Origin of the sequence: Proteus sp. G2626, assembly GCF_009915985.1 — a bacterium.
In the GTDB taxonomy this organism is placed as follows: Bacteria; Pseudomonadota; Gammaproteobacteria; order Enterobacterales; family Enterobacteriaceae; genus Proteus; species Proteus vulgaris.
In genome coordinates this window covers 138,202-155,690 of the sequence record NZ_JAABNH010000009.1, presented here as the reverse complement: position 1 = coordinate 155,690, position 17,489 = coordinate 138,202, and the positions used below count along the sequence as shown (strand labels likewise).

Below are 17,489 nucleotides of genomic sequence, written 5' to 3'. Positions count from 1 at the left end.
TTAAAATAATATTTTTAAGTCTTAAAACCGACTTTTTCTAAGAAATATCTTTATCTTCAAATTATTGTTTTTTTCTTTCTGATGAATTTTGCGCCTTTATGTTACATTAATCATTATCATGAAAAATAATAACTGAATGATGGAGCATCTTATGATCCCTGACGTAGCCTTAGTTGATAACAGTGAACAACGTACCCCTCTGATCTTAGTGTTAGATAGTTCTGGTAGTATGTATGGTCAGCCTATTCAACAATTAAATGAAGGCCTTAAACTACTTGAACAAGAACTAAAAAATGACGTTATCGCAGCGAAACGTGTGCGTATTTTAGTGATTGAATATGGTGGATATGACCAATGTACGGTGCATGGTGATTGGAAAGATGCGATGGACTTTACGGCTCCCGTTTTAGAAGCAAATGGCACAACCCCAATGGGACAAGCAATCATGTTGGCGCTTGAAGAGATAGAAGCTGAAAAACAACGCTTTAAACAAGCGGGTGTTGCTTATACTCGTCCTTGGCTATTTTTAATGTCTGATGGTGTACCAACTGATCAGTGGGAACAAGCCGCACAGCTTTGTCGCCAAGCAGAAGAAAGTCAAAAAACAGCAGTATTTCCAATTATGGTTGATGGTGCATCAGCAGAAGTGATGGGAAGTTTTAGTCGTAATGGTGTTAATGGTGTGAAAATGCTTAAAGGGCTGCAATTTAAAGAATTATTCTTGTGGTTAAGTGCCAGTATGCAAGTGGTTTCTCAATCAACACCGGGTGGCACTGCACAATTACCTTCAACAGATTCTTGGGCGAGTGTACCTGTTTGATGAATGATTGGTTAGCTTATGGGGCATCGGTGACAGGTATTGCCCATCAAGAACGTCAAATTCCTTGTCAGGATGCGTATTTTATTCGCCGCAAGGGCGAGTATCTTATCGCAGCTGTTTGTGATGGTGCTGGTTCATCTCGTTATAGTGAGCAAGGTGCTCAACTTGTGGCGCGGTTATTTACACTACGCATTACAGAGTGGCCAAATATTGATTTATTAACCGAAAAACAGATAGCACAGGGTACAAAACAACTTATTGAAGATATTCGCAGTCAACTTGCTGAATATGCAGAAATAAAACAGTGTGCACTTAATGAATATGCATCCACTCTTGTGGCATGTTGGATTGGTGATGAAGGTGGCTACTTATTCCATTTAGGTGATGGTATTGCGGTTGTGGAATACAGTGATGGTACAAGTTATGTTTCTCAACCAGAAAATGGCGAATATGCCAATCAAACCTGGTTTGTGACGTCTGAGAACTGGGAAGCACACCTACGTGTTATACCTCTCAATAAACCAGTGAAGCAAGTTATTTTAATGTCAGATGGTGTACAGCCTTTTGCCATGAATAAAGCGTGTGATGCTCTTTACGAGCCTTTCATTACCCCCGTTATTCGTTATTTAAAAACAGTCTCAGAAGACTGTGGAAGTGAAGCACTCGCGGGAACATTGGCAGATCCTCGTACACATTCAATTACGGGTGATGATAAAACTTTAGTGATTTGCATCAGGGATGAAACGTTGTGGTAAAAGCGAGAAAAAAAAGAATAGTGACATCTGGTGCGACACAACTGCAAGATGAAAATGGTAAGATTTATCAAATTGGTGAGTTGATAAAAAGTGGGGGGGCAGGAAGTGTTAGTCACATTAATAATGCCTCTTTCCAAGTATCAAAGGTTTATCATGATAAAATTGATAAAGCTTATTATCTGAAAAAGATCACGGCAATGCAGAAGCTAAAACCTGCATTAGAAGCCATTTCTGTTAATGATACCCCAATAATTCAACTCGCATGGCCAGAAGCACGTTTATACAATAGCCAAAAGCAATTTGTTGGCTTTGTAATGCCTGAACTGGATGTGAAAAACACCATAGAGTTGGAGTATATTCTTCAAGAGCGTCAAGCAAAAGCTCATAACTTACCCACAGGGATGGGCGCTAAGGTTAGTCTGGCTTATAATCTTTGTACATTGATTGATGCATTGCATCAACAAGGACATCGTATTATTGATATGAAACCGTTAAACCTGCGGTTTTATAAATCAAGCTTATACATGTCTCTTCTTGATTGTGATGGTTTTAGTATTCAAGGTGAAAATATACGCTATCCCGCAGGGCAATTTACGGTTGAATACTTAGCGCCAGAATTTCAAGCAAAGCAAACTATTCCACAAGAGCAAGAAGAGTCGCAAGACCGATTTGCATTAGCTGTCATTATTTTTCAACTGCTTAATTTTGGTATTCACCCCTTTAGTGGTCGTCCTAAAAATGACAGTGTTCCTACTGATATTCCAAGACGTATTGCTGGTCGTTTTTATGGCTATGGCGTAAAGGCACATAATTTAATTACACCCAGTGTGGCGAGTGGACATAAACAATTACCTGATACATTAAGAATACTTTTTGATAAAGCGTTTTCTGGTGCACCTTCATTAAGACCAAGTGCCAAAACATGGGCGACGGCACTTTATGAATATGCACAACCTGAAAAACAGCAAATGGTGGTTTGTCAGAAAGATAAAAACCACCAGCATTTTGCAGGTAAAGCCTGTGTAGCATGTGCAAGACAAGCTCAATTACAGCAAGTTGCAACGACTCAAAAACAAAACCAAACGCAACGTGAGCAAGTTCGTCAAAAAAGAGTACAAAATGCGAATATCCGACAAGCGCCAACTCAAACTACGCCAGCGAAACCTATTCAACCGCCTGCGATATTTATTGCAGTTAAAAATGCAATAAACCAAGTACCCAAAGTCATATTACATACTGCTATTGCCATGATTGTTCCTGTGATTTTGGGGGTATTACTGATGAACTTTATTCCACAAGGAGCCAGCAGTAGTTTAGGTTCTAGTTGGATCGCTGATTTAATCAAAGCGGATTATATTGAACAAATACTAATAACGATGTTGAGTGTGATGTTTTTAATGGTTTCAGCCATTATCTTGTTAGTTATTTTTGTTTTCCCTTCAATGCATATTTTGAAAAGAAAGCCATAGTTTAGGGAAATAACATGAAAAAAAGAATAAAGCTGATCCTCATTATTATTGGCGTTATAACGTTACTGTTCCCTTTTTGGTTGCCAGCCTTCTTAGTTTCAACCTTTAGTTTGATTGATGGTGTTAATAGCCAAATTCTCCCCTCATCTGTTCGCTTTGATGAGCGTAATTTCTTACTGGGATTATGGCTAGGCTCTCTCATTATGACGATTGTAATGTTATTGCAATCGTGGAGAGCTAAAAATATTTACTATTTATTCGGTGGGGGGCTAGTGCTTTTAATGGCGCTGGGCGTGTCATTTTCAGTGATCCCAACGAGTGAATTGGAAGATCGTCGTCGTTTTGTTTTACAAAGTATCGAACAATCTGAATGGCAAAATTATCATTATCTTGTTGTTAATAGTGAAAATGAGATCCGTAACATTATCCGGTCTAATCAATCTAAAGCGCTGGCATCTATTAGCGCTATTGAGAAAGTGCGAATTACTTTACCAGGATTGGATTATTTTAGTGATGATGTGGCAGTAGCGACAAAAGCGAAAGAAGCTTATTTAGTTCATACCAAGGGAACATCAGAATATGCGGAAGCTGCAAAAATACTCAATTTTTATGGCGACTGGCTATTAAATCAACCTGAGATTATGGTTGCTCAGGCATTAGCTTCCCTTTCAAATAGTAATGATGCTCAATTAACGCAATCAGGTATTAATGTTATTGCTGTTGCACCATTATCACCTGAGGCATGGCAAGTTTTAGCACTTACTTATATTGCTCATCGTTCTTTGGATACACAAATTGAAAAAGCGATGTTAGCTTTAATGGTGGCAGATACGCTCAAGCAAGCTAAGCAAGGCCATAATGATATTTCAGCACAACAATTGTTGAAAAAAGCAATTTCAGAGCTTACTGAAAATCAGCGCCAGATTTATCAAATATTACAAGCGCGTGTTGTTGAAGATCGTTTTTATCGACAAAGCAGTACACCACCAGAAGAAGTCACTAAGCTTGCTAATCAGCGATTACCAGTGAGTAATGCAATTAATAATGATTTAACCACTTATCTTGAAATGCAATCAATGATGGGAAAAGAGTATCCCGGAGAAGTGATTGTTGAATCACCTAATGAAGTGAAAAACTTAACTGAGATCCGTTATCCAACAATCAGAAAATATATCCCTCGTGCAGATGTTATTTTATCCGTTGATGTTGATCCTCAAGGGCGTATTTCAGGACTTTGGGTGCAAAATAGTAGTGGTATTCATGCTTTCGATGATCAAGCTGTGAAAGCTGCTCGTCATTGGCGTTTTATGCCAAACAAAGACGGATATCGCCAACGTGTGACAGTCCGTTTTGAAAGTACCCGTCTTGGTTGGAAAGAGTATGCGGTTAAGCAACAATCAACATTGATAACATTGGTTAAAGCTTATGCGAGACAAGATGTAAAAGGGATAACACTGACTGAAAATGCTTATACAGAACTGAAAAAGCAAGCACCTGAATTAGAAGATGGAAGAGAAGCAACTCGCTCTAGCTATGATCCTTATGCTTCTTATTACCCTAGATTATCTCAACAACAGCAAGAAAAGCGTGCAGCGTTACAAGCTATCTTAAAAGAGTTGCAGACATTGCCTAATGGTAAAAATAACCATGAAAGTTGGGATAATAGCATTCGCTTTTTAAATGAAAAACTTGCTCTTCATCAGGATAATGCTGATATCGTGAGAACAGTGGCACGTTTTGAATTGCAATATTACAACGTAGGAACCAATAATTTAGCCAGTTCTCCGAAAATTTATCCTCAAGATAAAGAATATTGGCAAACTTTATTACTCAATGCGCGTACTCACTTTGAACAGGCCATTGCATTAGAACCCGATCGTGAAGATGTTTGGTTAGGTTGGGGGATAACATGGTTAGATGAAGATCCTGAAATTGCAGCAGGTGCATTTGCTAAAGCGGCACAGCAAAAATCAAAAGAGAGTATTAGCTCTTTAATGCAAATGCTAGAAATGAGAATGGTGATAAATACACTTGAGGGTGCTCGCTTAGAGCGCTATCAAACCTTGCGAGCAAGAATGGATATGCGTTATTTACCAGAAGGTATTGAAGTCAAACCTTCAGATGATTATCTCAGTGATGACTTAACACAAATTCAGTTAGCTCAACGTGCAATACCAGCATCAGAACCGAATAGCAAAGTTATTCGCTCACCGTTAAGTGTTGATAGAGTTGAGCAATCAAATCGGATATTTAGTGTTGATTTCTCATCAGCAAATATCAAAGGCAGTAATCAGCCGTTACCAAAAGTGAATGCACCTAACTCCGCACCTAAAACAGGGGATATGATCTTACAACTTGATATTGATCCTCAAGGTGTTCCTACAGTGGTGATGCTAAAAAGCAGTAGTGGTGATATGAGCATTGATAATGCTGTGATTGATGTTGCTTATCAGTGGCGATTTAATGGTTCACCTTCTCGAAAAGGTAATGTACTTTTGATATCCGTTCAATTTAGTCAATAATTTTACTTTGTTTAAATAATGTTATAAAAAAACGCCTTTTTTGTTGATGTTGAGGCGTTTTTTTTTGTATTTTATTATTCTATAACTTATTGAAAGTCATAAAATTGTTATCTAGATCACAAAAAAATCGCCTTTTGAAAACAGCAAAACCACTTAACTAAGAAAATAGACCGCTTAATTCGGTATACAACCGCTAAGCGATTTAGTCACACCATGTCAGTGTCAAAATTCTTATTATGTAGCTGCGGGCAGTTATCTCTCAGATTCGCTTAAATCATTCTTTACTGTCCCGCATTACTCTTTGGCTGTTCGGTCTTGCCTGAAAAAAAGGTGTCTCATGAACAAAAATGCATTTTTAAAGCACGTACCTTGGGTGGTCCTCGGGATTATCGGTGCTTTTTGTCTTTCAGTGGTTGCACTTCGTCGTGGTGAACACGTTAGTGCTCTATGGATAGTTGTTGCTTCTGTAGCTGTCTACTTAGTTGCTTATCGTTATTACAGTCTTTATATCGCTCAAAAAGTGATGAAGCTTGATCCAACGAGAGCAACACCTTCTGTTGTTAATAATGACGGATTGAACTATGTTCCGACTAACCGTTATGTTTTATTTGGTCACCACTTTGCGGCTATTGCAGGCGCTGGTCCTTTAGTTGGCCCGGTTCTTGCGGCTCAAATGGGGTACTTACCCGGCACACTTTGGTTATTAGCAGGGGTTGTGCTAGCGGGGGCAGTACAAGACTTTATGGTGTTGTTTATTTCAACACGCCGTAATGGTAACTCACTTGGTGAGATGATAAAGAAAGAGATGGGTCCAATTCCGGGTACTATCGCTTTATTCGGCTGTTTCCTTATCATGATCATCATTCTTGCAGTACTTGCACTTATCGTTGTTAAAGCATTAGCTGAAAGCCCATGGGGGGTGTTCACTGTTTGTTCAACAGTGCCGATTGCCCTGTTTATGGGTATTTATATGCGCTATATCCGTCCAGGTCGTGTGGGCGAAGTTTCGGTTATTGGTATTGTCTTACTGATCGCAGCGATTTGGTTTGGCGGTGTTATTGCGAATGATCCGTACTGGGGGCCAGCGTTAACCTTTAAAGATACAACAATTACCTTTGGTCTTATTGGTTATGCTTTTGTGTCTGCATTACTGCCAGTATGGTTAATTCTTGCGCCTCGTGACTACTTAGCAACGTTCTTAAAAATTGGCGTTATCGTTGGTTTGGCCGTGGGGATTGTTATTTTAAACCCTGAATTGAAAATGCCGGCGGTTACTCAATATATCGATGGTACTGGTCCATTATGGAAAGGGGCTTTATTCCCATTCTTATTTATTACTATCGCTTGTGGTGCCGTTTCAGGCTTCCATGCTCTGATTGCTTCAGGTACAACACCTAAGCTTATCGCAAATGAAATGGATGCTCGTTTTATTGGTTATGGTGCCATGTTAATGGAATCGTTCGTTGCGATTATGGCGCTAGTGGCTGCATCTATCATTGAACCTGGTCTGTATTTCGCAATGAATACACCACCTGCAGGCTTAGGCATTACTATGCCAAACCTACACGAATTAGGGGGTGAAAATACGGCAGTGATCATGGGGCAACTAAAAGAAGTTACTGTACATGCAGCTGCAACAGTAAGTTCATGGGGCTTTGTCATCTCTCCGGAAGAAATCTTACAAACAGCGAAAGATATTGGTGAGCCTTCAGTATTAAACCGTGCTGGTGGTGCACCTACTTTAGCGGTTGGTATCGCGATGGTATTCCATAAGATCATTCCTGCTGCAGATATGGGCTTCTGGTATCACTTTGGTATTTTATTCGAAGCGCTCTTTATTTTAACGGCGTTAGATGCCGGTACACGTTCTGGTCGCTTTATGCTTCAAGACTTGTTAGGTAACTTTATCCCTTATCTGAAGAAAACAAATTCGTTTATTCCGGGTGTTATTGGTACGGCGGGTTGCGTAGGTTTATGGGGATATCTGTTATACCAAGGTGTTGTTGACCCACTAGGTGGTGTTAAGAGTCTATGGCCATTGTTTGGTATTTCAAACCAAATGTTAGCGGCTGTTGCTCTGGTATTAGGTACGGTTATCTTAATTAAGATGAAACGCACTAAATATATTTGGGTAACTGTTATTCCAGCAGTATGGCTATTGATTTGTACAACATGGGCATTAGGTCTGAAACTTCTAAGTGATGACCCACAAATGGAAGGTTTCTTCTACTTAGCAAATGAATACAAAGCGAAGATTTTAGCAGGAGGTGCCGACTTAACCGCGGCAGAGATTACCAATATGAATCATATTGTAATCAATAACTACACTAATGCAGGCTTAAGTATTCTGTTCTTAGTGGTTGTTTACAGCATCATTTTCTACGGTTTCCGTACCGCAATGAAAGCACGTAAAAACCCAAAAGAAACAGCACAAGAAACACCATATGCTCCTATGCCAAAAGACGTTAAAGTGTCCTCTGGTCACTAATATTCGGTAAACAGTTTAACTCCGTACTGGTTTAGCTGGTACGGAGTTTAGGAGAAACGTATGTTTGGCAATTTAGGACAAGCTGGAAAATATCTAGGACAAGCTGCACGTATGCTGATAGGTATTCCTGATTATGACAACTATGTACAGCATATGAAAGATAACCATCCAGATAAGCCAGTTATGACCTATAACGAGTTTTTCCGTGAACGTCAGGAAGCTCGTTATGGCGGTGGTGACGGTAAAGGCGGTTTTCGCTGTTGCTAATAATCTGTAAAGGAGACACATTATGGAACCTATTGCAGTTACGATATTGACTGGTTTTTTAGGATCAGGAAAAACAACGCTTTTGCGTCATATGCTCAATGAAGAGCATGGTTATAAAATCGCTGTTATTGAAAATGAATTTGGTGAAGTGCCTATTGATGACGAAATTATTGGTGATAGAGCCACTCAAATTAAAACGCTTACCAATGGTTGTATTTGTTGCAGCAAATCGAATGAATTAGAAGACACGTTATTAGATTTATGTGACAGTCTCGATCGTGGTGAAATTCAGTTTGATAGATTAGTCATTGAATGTACTGGTATGGCTGATCCTGGCCCGATTAGCCAAACATTTTTTTCTCATGAAGTAATTTGCCAACGCTATTTGTTGGATGGAATTATTACTGTTGTCGATAATATTCATGCTCAACAACAGCTTGATCAATTTACGATTGCTCAGTCTCAAATAGGTTATGCTGACCGCATTTTGTTAACGAAAACAGATATCACACCAGCCTCTCCTGAATTAATGGCGCGTTTAAGACGTATTAATGCAAGAGCCCCCGTTAATACCGTTATTCATGGGCAAATTGATTTAGGATTATTGTTTAACGTAAAAGGTTTTATGTTGAACGATAATCTTGATGTAAAACAGCCTTTGTTTCGTTATCAAGCAGATAAGCAAGATGATATTCATTCCATTGTGCTGAAATTCGATTATCCCGTTGAATTGCAAAAAGTCTCAGATGTAATGGAAAAATTATTATTAAGCTTTGCTGATAATCTTTTGCGTTATAAGGGGATATTAAATATTAAAGATCAACCTAATCGCTTGTTATTCCAAGGAGTACAACGTCTTTACAGTGCTGATTGGGATAGACCATGGCATGAGGATGAAACTCGCCAAAGCACATTGGTCTTTATTGGCATTCAATTACCAGAAGAAGAGATAAGAGCCAGTTTTGATGCATTGATGCCTAGCACAGAAGAGAAGACATATTAACCTAATACCCTGTAGTGAGTGTTAGAAAGTAGTAAGAAGTAGAGAAGTAACCGTAGTAGTCGTAAAAATAGCAGTAACGAATATTGATAAGCTCCTGACTTGAGGAGGATCCTGTTCCTAGGATCTTATGTTTCACCCCATAATAACCAACATTATGGGGTGCTTTTTTTTAAACGTTCAAATTAGCCATTAGCAACAGCTTTATATTCCATGATCTCAATAATTTGGACATCAGTATGTTGCATTGCACGGCTTGCTAATGCACACAGATTTTCAATTGTAGAGTCAACATCATGAGCGACAATACCGTCATTACCTGTCACATAAGTATTATCTAGCGCCATTAATACAGCTTTATAAGCCGCACTTGCTCCTGTTGAAACTTTCATTGCACAGCTATTTGATGCGCCATCACAAATTACACCACTAATATCACCAATCATGCTACTAATTGCCATTGCCATGGATTCATAGCGTTCATCCATTAGCCATGCAATTGCACCTGCAGCACCCATTGATGCGGTTGTTGCTGCACATAACGCAGATAACGCGGGGAATTTATGATGAATATAGATTGCGAGTAAATGAGAAAGCATTAATGCTCTCGCCATTTTCTCTTCGCTGACCTTCAAATATTCAGCAACGACGACGACAGGCATTGTTGCCGCAATACCTTGGTTACCTGAGCCAGAATTACTCATAGCAGGTAAAACGGCACCACCCATACGTGCATCAGATGCAGCAGAAGTACGGATCATAATTTCAGATAATAAATCTTTTGCTAATAAACCACGCTGTTGTTGGCGTTGTAAAGTTTGCCCAATATGTAAACCATAAGTATTGTTCAAACCTTCTTTTGATAACGCATCATTTAAGTGTGCTGATTCAAGGATAAAAGAAATTTCTTCTACTGGTATTTGAGTAACAAATTGATAAATTTCTTGGGTATTTGTTTGAGTCAGTGTTTCTTTGATTTCGCAAGGCGATGTTGATTGTTCAGCATCGTCACAAGTGTTATCAAAAATAACATTGTTGTTATGAATGATTTTAACAATATTGGTGTGATTGCCTGCAATAATGACAGTTGCGCTGTTTTCGCCATCTTCAACAGTAACTTCGCTGTAGAGTACTTCTTGGCATGCTTTTTTAATCGAAACATTCACAATGCCAGAAGCTAATAGTGCTTTGCTTTGTTCAACATGGTCTGGTGTTGCATTTTTTAATACTTCGAGGCCAGCTTTACAATCACCACCAACGGCACCCAAGCTTGCGGCAATGGATAAACCTACCATACCCGTACCTGGTACGGTTACGCCCATGCCGTTTTTCATTAAATTAGGAGAGACTTCTGCACTAATGCGGGTAATCGCGTGTTGTAAGTAACTTGCTGCTGTTGCAGCTGCTAATGCAAGCGAAATAGGTTCTGTACAACCTAAAGCGGGTTTGACTTGTTGTTTTACTGCCGCTATTAATATTTTCCAACGAGAGGATAATTGTTCTTTCATTGCATGTATCCAATAAACAGTATGAAAATTAATGAGTTATTCTATTTTTAATACCATCATAATACTGAATTTATAGGAGAAAGTTTTTTCCGAATTTACTAGCATTGCGTAAAATTTAAGAAATTATTACTCTTTATGATGTCAATCTTGGTAGTTTTTTCCACAATAAATAAAAGTAAATATTTTGGCGCCCTTGTGCAATTTTTTAGTGTAAAAGCGGGTGTTTTGTATCTTATTTATTAATAAAAAATAGAATGAAATAATTTGAATATCTAACGGTGAGATAAAATAAAAAGGCAATAGAACGAATACACAGTTCTATTGCTAGTATAATATTCATACTGAATGTGGGCTAACTTAGGAATGTTAAAATAAAGGCAATGAGTGCTTCAAGCATCACACGATTATCTTAACAGAATAGATAATAAGCTCTTTATTTTCGAGAGTATAAGAATAATCTTTTATTCTTTTGTTAATATTTTCATAGTAATAGCATCAATGCTTTATTTGAAAATAGAAATATATTTTTATAAAAAGATATAATTAATTTTTTATTATCTAAATAACAATCAAATATCTTTATCTATTTTTAATATGTTTATTATTTGAAAATAACCTGAAGCAAAAATATAGCTTCAGGTTTATTTATTAATAATAGAAAATAGCAATAATAGCGCTATGGAATATAAAACCAACCATAAGTGGTATTGCTGTCCTTTTTACAACATCAAATGGTTGTAGCTTTGCACCACTAGATACTGCAATGATAACCCCAGCTACAGGAGACATACCTCGTCCCATATGTGATGCTTGTTGCATAGGTAAAATCATCGCAATTGGGTTTACTCCCATACTATGAGCAATTTGTGGAATTAGTTCAACGAATGCAAGGAATGGCGCATTACCTGAACCCATAATAATCGCGGCTGCTAATGTGACGATAGCGAAAACGAGTGCCATTGCAAATGGAGGCAGGCCAACAGACTCTGCCATAATGATCAAACTCTCTATAGCACCACTCACTTTAATACCATGAGCAAAAACACCTGCAGCGACTAATAAACCCACAACATTACTAAATGCAGAGCCCATACCTTTTAAGAAATGCTGAAAGCCGGCACATACTGATTTAAAATCACGTAAGCGTAGGGATTCAATTAGCATACAAATTGCCATTGAAATCAATACGATTGTGACCACATCAAGGTGAATGCCTTTAACAAATAGGCTTGATGAACTTACCGCCATCATAATGGGTAACATTGGCAATAAGGCATAAAAGCCAGGTACGTTTTTATTACTTTTTACTTCTTCAGATATTGTGCCTAATTGAGGCATAAATCCAGCTTTGCGGTCACAATGACGTTGCCAAAAGATATGCGTAATACCAATAGCTAATACGGTTGCGACAGCTGCTGGCCCTTGGTAATAAAGCACATATTCAACAACCCCTAAATCAACGGCTTTTGCACCACGAATGGCATCAATTGCAGTCGGGGTATAAGCAACACCCAATGAAGTTGCAATCACACCCGCAGCAGAGGCTGGAGATAAACCAAGTCCTATCATAATCGGGAACATGGTGCCCATTAATAGAACGGCCAATCCAGTTGCTGAAGGAATAGCAAGTTGCAAAATACTCGCGAGTAAAAAAGAGAAAAATAGCAACACATAAGGTGAGCGCATATTTTTCAATGGGCGAGTTGCAACACGTACAACGGCCTCATTGGCGCCAATATGATCCATATAATGCGCAAATCCCATCAGTGCCATGATCATTAAACCAAGATCAGCCGCACGACTACTAAAGAGATCACGCATTACTTCAAAAGGATCTAACCAGCCAATACCTGTTGTTTTGACATTTTTAGGAAGAATATCTCCCCAACCAAACAGCATGGTGAGTGCCATTAAGGCTAAACCTGCTATTAACAAAACAGGTTCGGCTTTATATCCTTTCAAGATCATTCTGGCGACAATAACGACGACTACTAAGACCGCAAGAATTTGGATCATGCTTTAGCTCCAGGTGCAAAACGCTCCGCCGTGATCGTCACGACAGATTTTAAGACATCACTAGCAGCGTAAAGCGATTTAACTGGCAGATATTCATAAATAGAGTGGAAATTATGCGCACCGGTAAAGATATTAGGACAAGGCAGACCATTTTGAGAGAGCGCTGCGCCATCATAACCACCACGCATTGGAATTGGACGAGGGGTAATGCCATTTGCTTCATAAGCAGCCACAGCAATATCAATCGGATAACGGTTATCACCTTGCAGGCTATTAAAGACGTTGGCATAGCGGTCAGCTTGTTTACAAACGACAGAACCTTCCCCCCATAAGCCTTCACAATATTCTGAAAGCTGCTTTAAAAATGCCATACGTTGTGCATAGCCTTTTTCGGTAAAATCACGCACATCCATTTTTAATATCGTGCGAGCACTATTACCAGCTAATTGTTTTACCCAATAATAACCCTCACGGCCTTCGGTATATTCTGGAGCTTCACCGCCCGGCAACATTGCAACGAATTTGTGTGCCATTAATAATGAGTTTTTTAATTTACCTTTTGCTGACATCGGATGAGCTGATGCACCCGTAAATGTGATTTCAACATCACCTGCATTCCAGTTTTCATAAACTAATTCACCAATACCGCAACAATCCAATGTATAAGCAAAATCGGCGCCAAATTCTTTAGTATCAAAAGCTTTTGCACCTCGTAGACCTTGCTCTTCATCTGGCACAAAACCAATTTTAACCGTACCATGTTTAACTTCAGGATGTTGTTTAAAGTACTGCAACATATCCATAATAGAGGCGATAGCTGCTTTATCGTCAGCACCTAATAAACTGGTACCATCAGTGACAATAATATCATCACCAATATAGTTCTCTAATTCAGGAAATTCACTTTGACGTAAATAAATATCAAGATCTTTATTTAAGCAAAGATCACCCCCTTTATAAGGTAAGATTTGCGCTTTGGTATCTTTAGTCTGTTCTGCACTAGTGTCTAAATGACCAAAGAAAGCAACAGTAGGTACTTCATAATCAAGATTAGAAGGTAGTGTCGCAGTAACAATCGCAGTATCACGAATTTTAATATCTTCAACACCTAACGCTTTTAGCTCTTCGACTAATTGTAGAGCAAGCACTCGCTGACCTTCTGAGGAAGGCATAATGCCAGCAGCGCCATTTTCTCTATTTGTTGTTGTATTCACTTTTGTATAAGAAATAAATCGTTTAACGAGATTCATAACAAGACTCCATTGTATTTTTAATTGTATTCTCTGTATTGATGATTAGTGATCTCATTTATTAGAAAATGACTAATGCTTACTTGTATCATAAAAAAAACAATAGGGAATTAGAGAAAAAGAATTATTTTTACAAAAAAAATTTAATGTTGAATATTATTTAATCTTTGGTTTTTCTTTTATTAAAAAAAATAGTGTTTTTTGTAGGTGAGGTTATTTTATTTAACTTATAGGACTGTATTTCTGTGATCTTAATCATGAAAAAGGCTCTTCGCATAAAAAATGTTAAAAATATAAAATTAATCATTATTTATTTTAATGTATTGATTTCTTTAATGGTTATAATTTATTTATCTTTTGATGGAATTTAATCGAAAATAATGAATAAAATAACGTAACTTATTGATAGAGAATAATTATAATGTACGATTTAATTCTCTTAAAACGAATAGGAGGATATATGTATATAAATAATGTAGTTAGAAGCACATTTTCAGCGATACAAAATATTGAAAATAAAGGCGATAATTTTAAAATTAGTTTAAATAGCGTAATATTGGTTTGCTATAATACGATTGTTAGTTTTATAAAACCTATTTTAAATAAAAATATAAATTATCTGGGGTTGAATAAAAATATTTCTAACATTGAAAATAAAATCCATCGAAGAAAAAGTAAAATTATACTATTAAAAAATAATAATGAGCTTAATAGAATAGAAGTTAATGATTTTGTAGATGAGCATTTATCTGAAGCTAAAAGAAAAGTAAAAAGTGATAAAATAAAAGAGAGTGTAATTAGTAATATTATCTCTTCTTTAGAAGAAATATCTACGTTAGATAAAGAAATAATTATAAATTTCAATAATGAATTACATTTTCACTCTAAATGGATTTTATTTTCTGGTAATACAATTTCATTGAAAGAAATAAAAAATGAATTTTTAGAGTCAATAATAGATACTATATTAAATTCAGATTATAGAATAAAATCTAAATTTGGCAATATTGATAGTTATAAATATTTTTTACGCGATGATATCAACAATGCTGTTGAGAGCATTCTTTATAAGAATTAGTTTGATGTATTTATTTTTGAATAGTATTGGTTATATAGATGGTGGATAAATGGTAGATGGAAAGAAAATATAATATAGAATATTGCCTATGTTAAATTCATAGGATGATCATGATGTATTATACGAAAATAACAGATGTTAAATTACAAGGAAGTTCTTCAAATATATTAAATCAATCATCAAGTGATGCTCTTAGCATTAAACCTAGAAAATTTTTCTAAATAAGAAATTCAAAAATTCAGATTTCTAATGCTAGCTCTTCCGATAAAAAAATCTAATAGATGATGAACCCATTTATATGAAAATGAATAAGAGTGTAGATAACGTTACAAATACTTATAATAATGATTCATATAGTTATCTTTTTTAGAAAAGTTTATTCATTAATAATAAAAAATAATTTTTTTGTTGAGTTAATTGAGAAAGAAGTAGAATTAATATTTAGTGATCTAAAAAATAAAAATGATGATATTAATAAATTGAAAACTATAGAGTCATTAAATTTACCCGTTGATAGTTTAAAGAAAGACATTGTTGAAGAAAATATTTATGAAGAAATAGATAATGATTGTTATTTAAGTGAAAAATTAGAGTAAATAGATGCTTTGTCTGAAGCTGTTTCTAAGAATAAAAAATTAAAAGGAATTTTTAAAGATCATCTAATTATAATTTTAGATAAAATTTCATTAAATGAGTTGTTTTTTTAAGTGATAGGTATGAAGAGTTATATGAAATAGAAGAATTTTTTAATTAGTAAATTTATTTTACTATTTATAGAAAGTTTTAATAAGTTAAATAAAAATAAAATTAGATGATAATTTAAAAAGAGAATTAAATTCTATTATCCTTTTGAAAAGCCTAAAATTAAAAGATAATAAGATTATTTATCAAATTCCCCCGATAAAAAAAATATCGGGGGAATTTAATAGTTATATATCTAAGCGCTTGGCTTGCCATCTACGAGAATGCCAACGCCATGCGTTAGTTAAGCCTCGTAACCACTCATCACAAAGAAAACCAATCCAGATACCTATTAAGCCCATTTCCATCTTAATACCAAGGAAATAACCCACAGGAATAGCGACTCCCCACATAAAGCAAATTGCGGTTATAAGGGGGAATTTAGCATCGCCGGCCGCACGTAAGGCATTAACCATCACGATATTAAATGTACGACCTGGTTCTAAAAAGACCGATAAAATAAACAGAGGAATTAATTGGTTGATAATGCGTTGATCTTCAGTAATGGAATACAAAATAGGATCACGCATAAACCAATAAATAATAACAACCCCAATCGTGAATATCACACCGGTTTTTAAACTTTTCCAACCACGATTAAAGGCATCATCAAAGCGTTTTGCACCAACTAAGTGACCCACTAATATTTCATTACCAATACTAATCGCAATACCAAAAAGCATTAAAAATAGTGATAATTGGAAATAAAGCGTTTGTGCTGCAAGAGGAACTTCACCCATTAAACCAATAAAGGCAGATGCAGTCATATAATGTAAAATCCAAACCAAGTTTTCTCCCGCGGCGGGTAAACCAATATGTAGGATCTTCCCTAACATATTTTTAGACCACACGACGAGTTGTTTGGCTTCGAATTTAATACGTAAACCGTAGAACAGTAATCCACACAGTAAAATAACGGCAATAATACGACCGACAACGGTAGACCAAGCAACGCCCACTAATCCGTATTGTGGTAAACCAAAGAAGCCGTAAAGTACAATCATATTACCAATCACGGTAACAATATTGGCTATCAATGTGACATACATGGCTGCTTTAGATTTGCCATAAACTCTCAGACAAGCTGCAAGAATAATCGAGATTGCCTCAGGAATAAGGCAAATACCAATAATATGTAGGTAATTGTAGCCATCTTGCACTAAATGCTCAGGCGTATTCATAAGATGTAGAATATTGTAGCCAAAGAAAAGAATGATCAAAGCGCTACTAATACCTAGCAAAGAGTTAAAAGCGATAGAAATATGGATGGCTTGGCTGGCTTTTTCTCTTTTACCTGCACCTAAATATTGTGCAATAACAACGCTACATCCCACACTAATAAAGCTAAAGATGGTGATAAAAAGGTCAAAAACTTGGTTACCGACGCCCATAGCTGCTAAGTAAGCAGTGGAAACGTGGCTTACCATGTAAGTATTAATTAATAGTGTGGCTAGATGTAGGAATATATCTATAAATATCGGCCAACTAAGAGAGAAAAGCGAGCGATCCGCTACATCAGATTGATGCATTGAAAACCTTCTTAAAAACAGAGTGAAATCGATTTATTAATATAAC

13 protein-coding genes are annotated in these 17,489 nt (G+C 36.6%); 9 read left to right on the top strand and 4 right to left on the bottom strand.

Features of this window, described 5'->3' with window-relative positions; genetic code table 11:
- The first annotated feature begins 151 nt into the window (after nt 1-151).
- The 7 genes from GWJ05_RS05140 (at nt 152) to yjiA (ending at nt 9,324) form a co-directional block, all read left to right on the top strand.
- Nucleotides 152-820 carry a vWA domain-containing protein gene (locus GWJ05_RS05140; protein WP_036932852.1) on the top strand — a complete coding sequence of 223 codons (669 nt, stop codon included), beginning with the start codon at nt 152-154 and terminating at the stop codon, nt 818-820.
- On the top strand, nt 820-1,575 hold the full coding sequence (locus GWJ05_RS05135) for a PP2C family serine/threonine-protein phosphatase (RefSeq protein WP_036932851.1): 756 nt from the start codon (nt 820-822) through the stop codon (nt 1,573-1,575). The genes GWJ05_RS05140 and GWJ05_RS05135 overlap by 1 nt, the downstream gene beginning before the upstream one ends.
- Nucleotides 1,569-3,044, top strand: a complete 1,476-nt coding sequence (locus GWJ05_RS05130; RefSeq protein WP_161681142.1) for a DNA-binding protein — start codon at nt 1,569-1,571, stop codon at nt 3,042-3,044. Before GWJ05_RS05135 ends, GWJ05_RS05130 begins: the two co-directional genes overlap by 7 nt.
- Nucleotides 3,045-3,058: 14 nt before the next feature.
- The gene (locus GWJ05_RS05125) at nt 3,059-5,566 is read left to right on the top strand and encodes an energy transducer TonB family protein (RefSeq protein WP_103005040.1); all 2,508 of its coding nucleotides are present in this window, start codon (nt 3,059-3,061) and stop codon (nt 5,564-5,566) included.
- A 337-nt stretch (nt 5,567-5,903) separates the two neighbouring features.
- Complete coding sequence (locus GWJ05_RS05120) at nt 5,904-8,054, top strand: carbon starvation CstA family protein (RefSeq protein ID WP_036932847.1); 2,151 nt, start codon at nt 5,904-5,906, stop codon at nt 8,052-8,054.
- Nucleotides 8,055-8,114: 60 nt separating this feature from the next.
- Entirely contained in the window at nt 8,115-8,321 is a 207-nt protein-coding gene (locus GWJ05_RS05115) for a YbdD/YjiX family protein (RefSeq protein WP_004245057.1), read from the top strand.
- 22 nt (nt 8,322-8,343) lie between these two features.
- Nucleotides 8,344-9,324, top strand: a complete 981-nt coding sequence (yjiA, locus tag GWJ05_RS05110; protein WP_036932846.1) for a GTPase — start codon at nt 8,344-8,346, stop codon at nt 9,322-9,324.
- A 182-nt stretch (nt 9,325-9,506) separates the two neighbouring features.
- Here yjiA and GWJ05_RS05105 read toward each other — a convergent pair whose 3' ends face one another.
- From GWJ05_RS05105 to pepT, 3 genes are all read right to left on the bottom strand, one after another.
- Nucleotides 9,507-10,829 (bottom strand): L-cysteine desulfidase family protein, encoded by a 1,323-nt coding sequence (locus GWJ05_RS05105; RefSeq protein ID WP_036932844.1) that lies wholly within the window; start codon nt 10,827-10,829, stop codon nt 9,507-9,509.
- 648 nt (nt 10,830-11,477) lie between these two features.
- Complete coding sequence (gene dcuC / locus GWJ05_RS05100; protein ID WP_087802986.1) at nt 11,478-12,845, bottom strand: C4-dicarboxylate transporter DcuC; 1,368 nt, start codon at nt 12,843-12,845, stop codon at nt 11,478-11,480.
- Nucleotides 12,842-14,095, bottom strand: a complete 1,254-nt coding sequence (gene pepT / locus GWJ05_RS05095) for a peptidase T (protein WP_161681140.1) — start codon at nt 14,093-14,095, stop codon at nt 12,842-12,844. Before pepT ends, dcuC begins: the two co-directional genes overlap by 4 nt.
- 460 nt (nt 14,096-14,555) lie before the next feature.
- On the opposite strand from pepT, the gene GWJ05_RS05090 reads away from it, so the two are divergent.
- Complete coding sequence (locus GWJ05_RS05090) at nt 14,556-15,173, top strand: hypothetical protein (protein WP_036932840.1); 618 nt, start codon at nt 14,556-14,558, stop codon at nt 15,171-15,173.
- A 344-nt stretch (nt 15,174-15,517) separates the two neighbouring features.
- On the top strand, nt 15,518-15,769 hold the full coding sequence (locus tag GWJ05_RS05085; RefSeq protein WP_036932838.1) for a hypothetical protein: 252 nt from the start codon (nt 15,518-15,520) through the stop codon (nt 15,767-15,769).
- A gap of 333 nt (nt 15,770-16,102) precedes the next feature.
- Here the strand turns inward: GWJ05_RS05085 and GWJ05_RS05080 are convergent, their stop codons facing one another.
- On the bottom strand, nt 16,103-17,443 hold the full coding sequence (locus GWJ05_RS05080; RefSeq protein ID WP_036932837.1) for an MATE family efflux transporter: 1,341 nt from the start codon (nt 17,441-17,443) through the stop codon (nt 16,103-16,105).
- Nucleotides 17,444-17,489 lie beyond the last annotated feature (46 nt).

What these genes read in the sequence shown, in the direction of transcription:
- yjiA (WP_036932846.1), top strand. Translation starts at nt 8,344, where the DNA reads ATGGAACCTATTGCAGTTACGATATTGACTGGTTTTTTAGGATCAGGA.
- pepT (WP_161681140.1), bottom strand. Translation starts at nt 14,095, where the DNA reads ATGAATCTCGTTAAACGATTTATTTCTTATACAAAAGTGAATACAACA.
- GWJ05_RS05120 (WP_036932847.1), top strand. Translation starts at nt 5,904, where the DNA reads ATGAACAAAAATGCATTTTTAAAGCACGTACCTTGGGTGGTCCTCGGG.
- dcuC (WP_087802986.1), bottom strand. Translation starts at nt 12,845, where the DNA reads ATGATCCAAATTCTTGCGGTCTTAGTAGTCGTCGTTATTGTCGCCAGA.
- GWJ05_RS05115 (WP_004245057.1), top strand. Translation starts at nt 8,115, where the DNA reads ATGTTTGGCAATTTAGGACAAGCTGGAAAATATCTAGGACAAGCTGCA.
- GWJ05_RS05080 (WP_036932837.1), bottom strand. Translation starts at nt 17,443, where the DNA reads ATGCATCAATCTGATGTAGCGGATCGCTCGCTTTTCTCTCTTAGTTGG.
- GWJ05_RS05090 (WP_036932840.1), top strand. Translation starts at nt 14,556, where the DNA reads ATGTATATAAATAATGTAGTTAGAAGCACATTTTCAGCGATACAAAAT.
- GWJ05_RS05135 (WP_036932851.1), top strand. Translation starts at nt 820, where the DNA reads ATGAATGATTGGTTAGCTTATGGGGCATCGGTGACAGGTATTGCCCAT.
- GWJ05_RS05140 (WP_036932852.1), top strand. Translation starts at nt 152, where the DNA reads ATGATCCCTGACGTAGCCTTAGTTGATAACAGTGAACAACGTACCCCT.
- GWJ05_RS05105 (WP_036932844.1), bottom strand. Translation starts at nt 10,829, where the DNA reads ATGAAAGAACAATTATCCTCTCGTTGGAAAATATTAATAGCGGCAGTA.
- GWJ05_RS05125 (WP_103005040.1), top strand. Translation starts at nt 3,059, where the DNA reads ATGAAAAAAAGAATAAAGCTGATCCTCATTATTATTGGCGTTATAACG.
- GWJ05_RS05085 (WP_036932838.1), top strand. Translation starts at nt 15,518, where the DNA reads ATGATTCATATAGTTATCTTTTTTAGAAAAGTTTATTCATTAATAATA.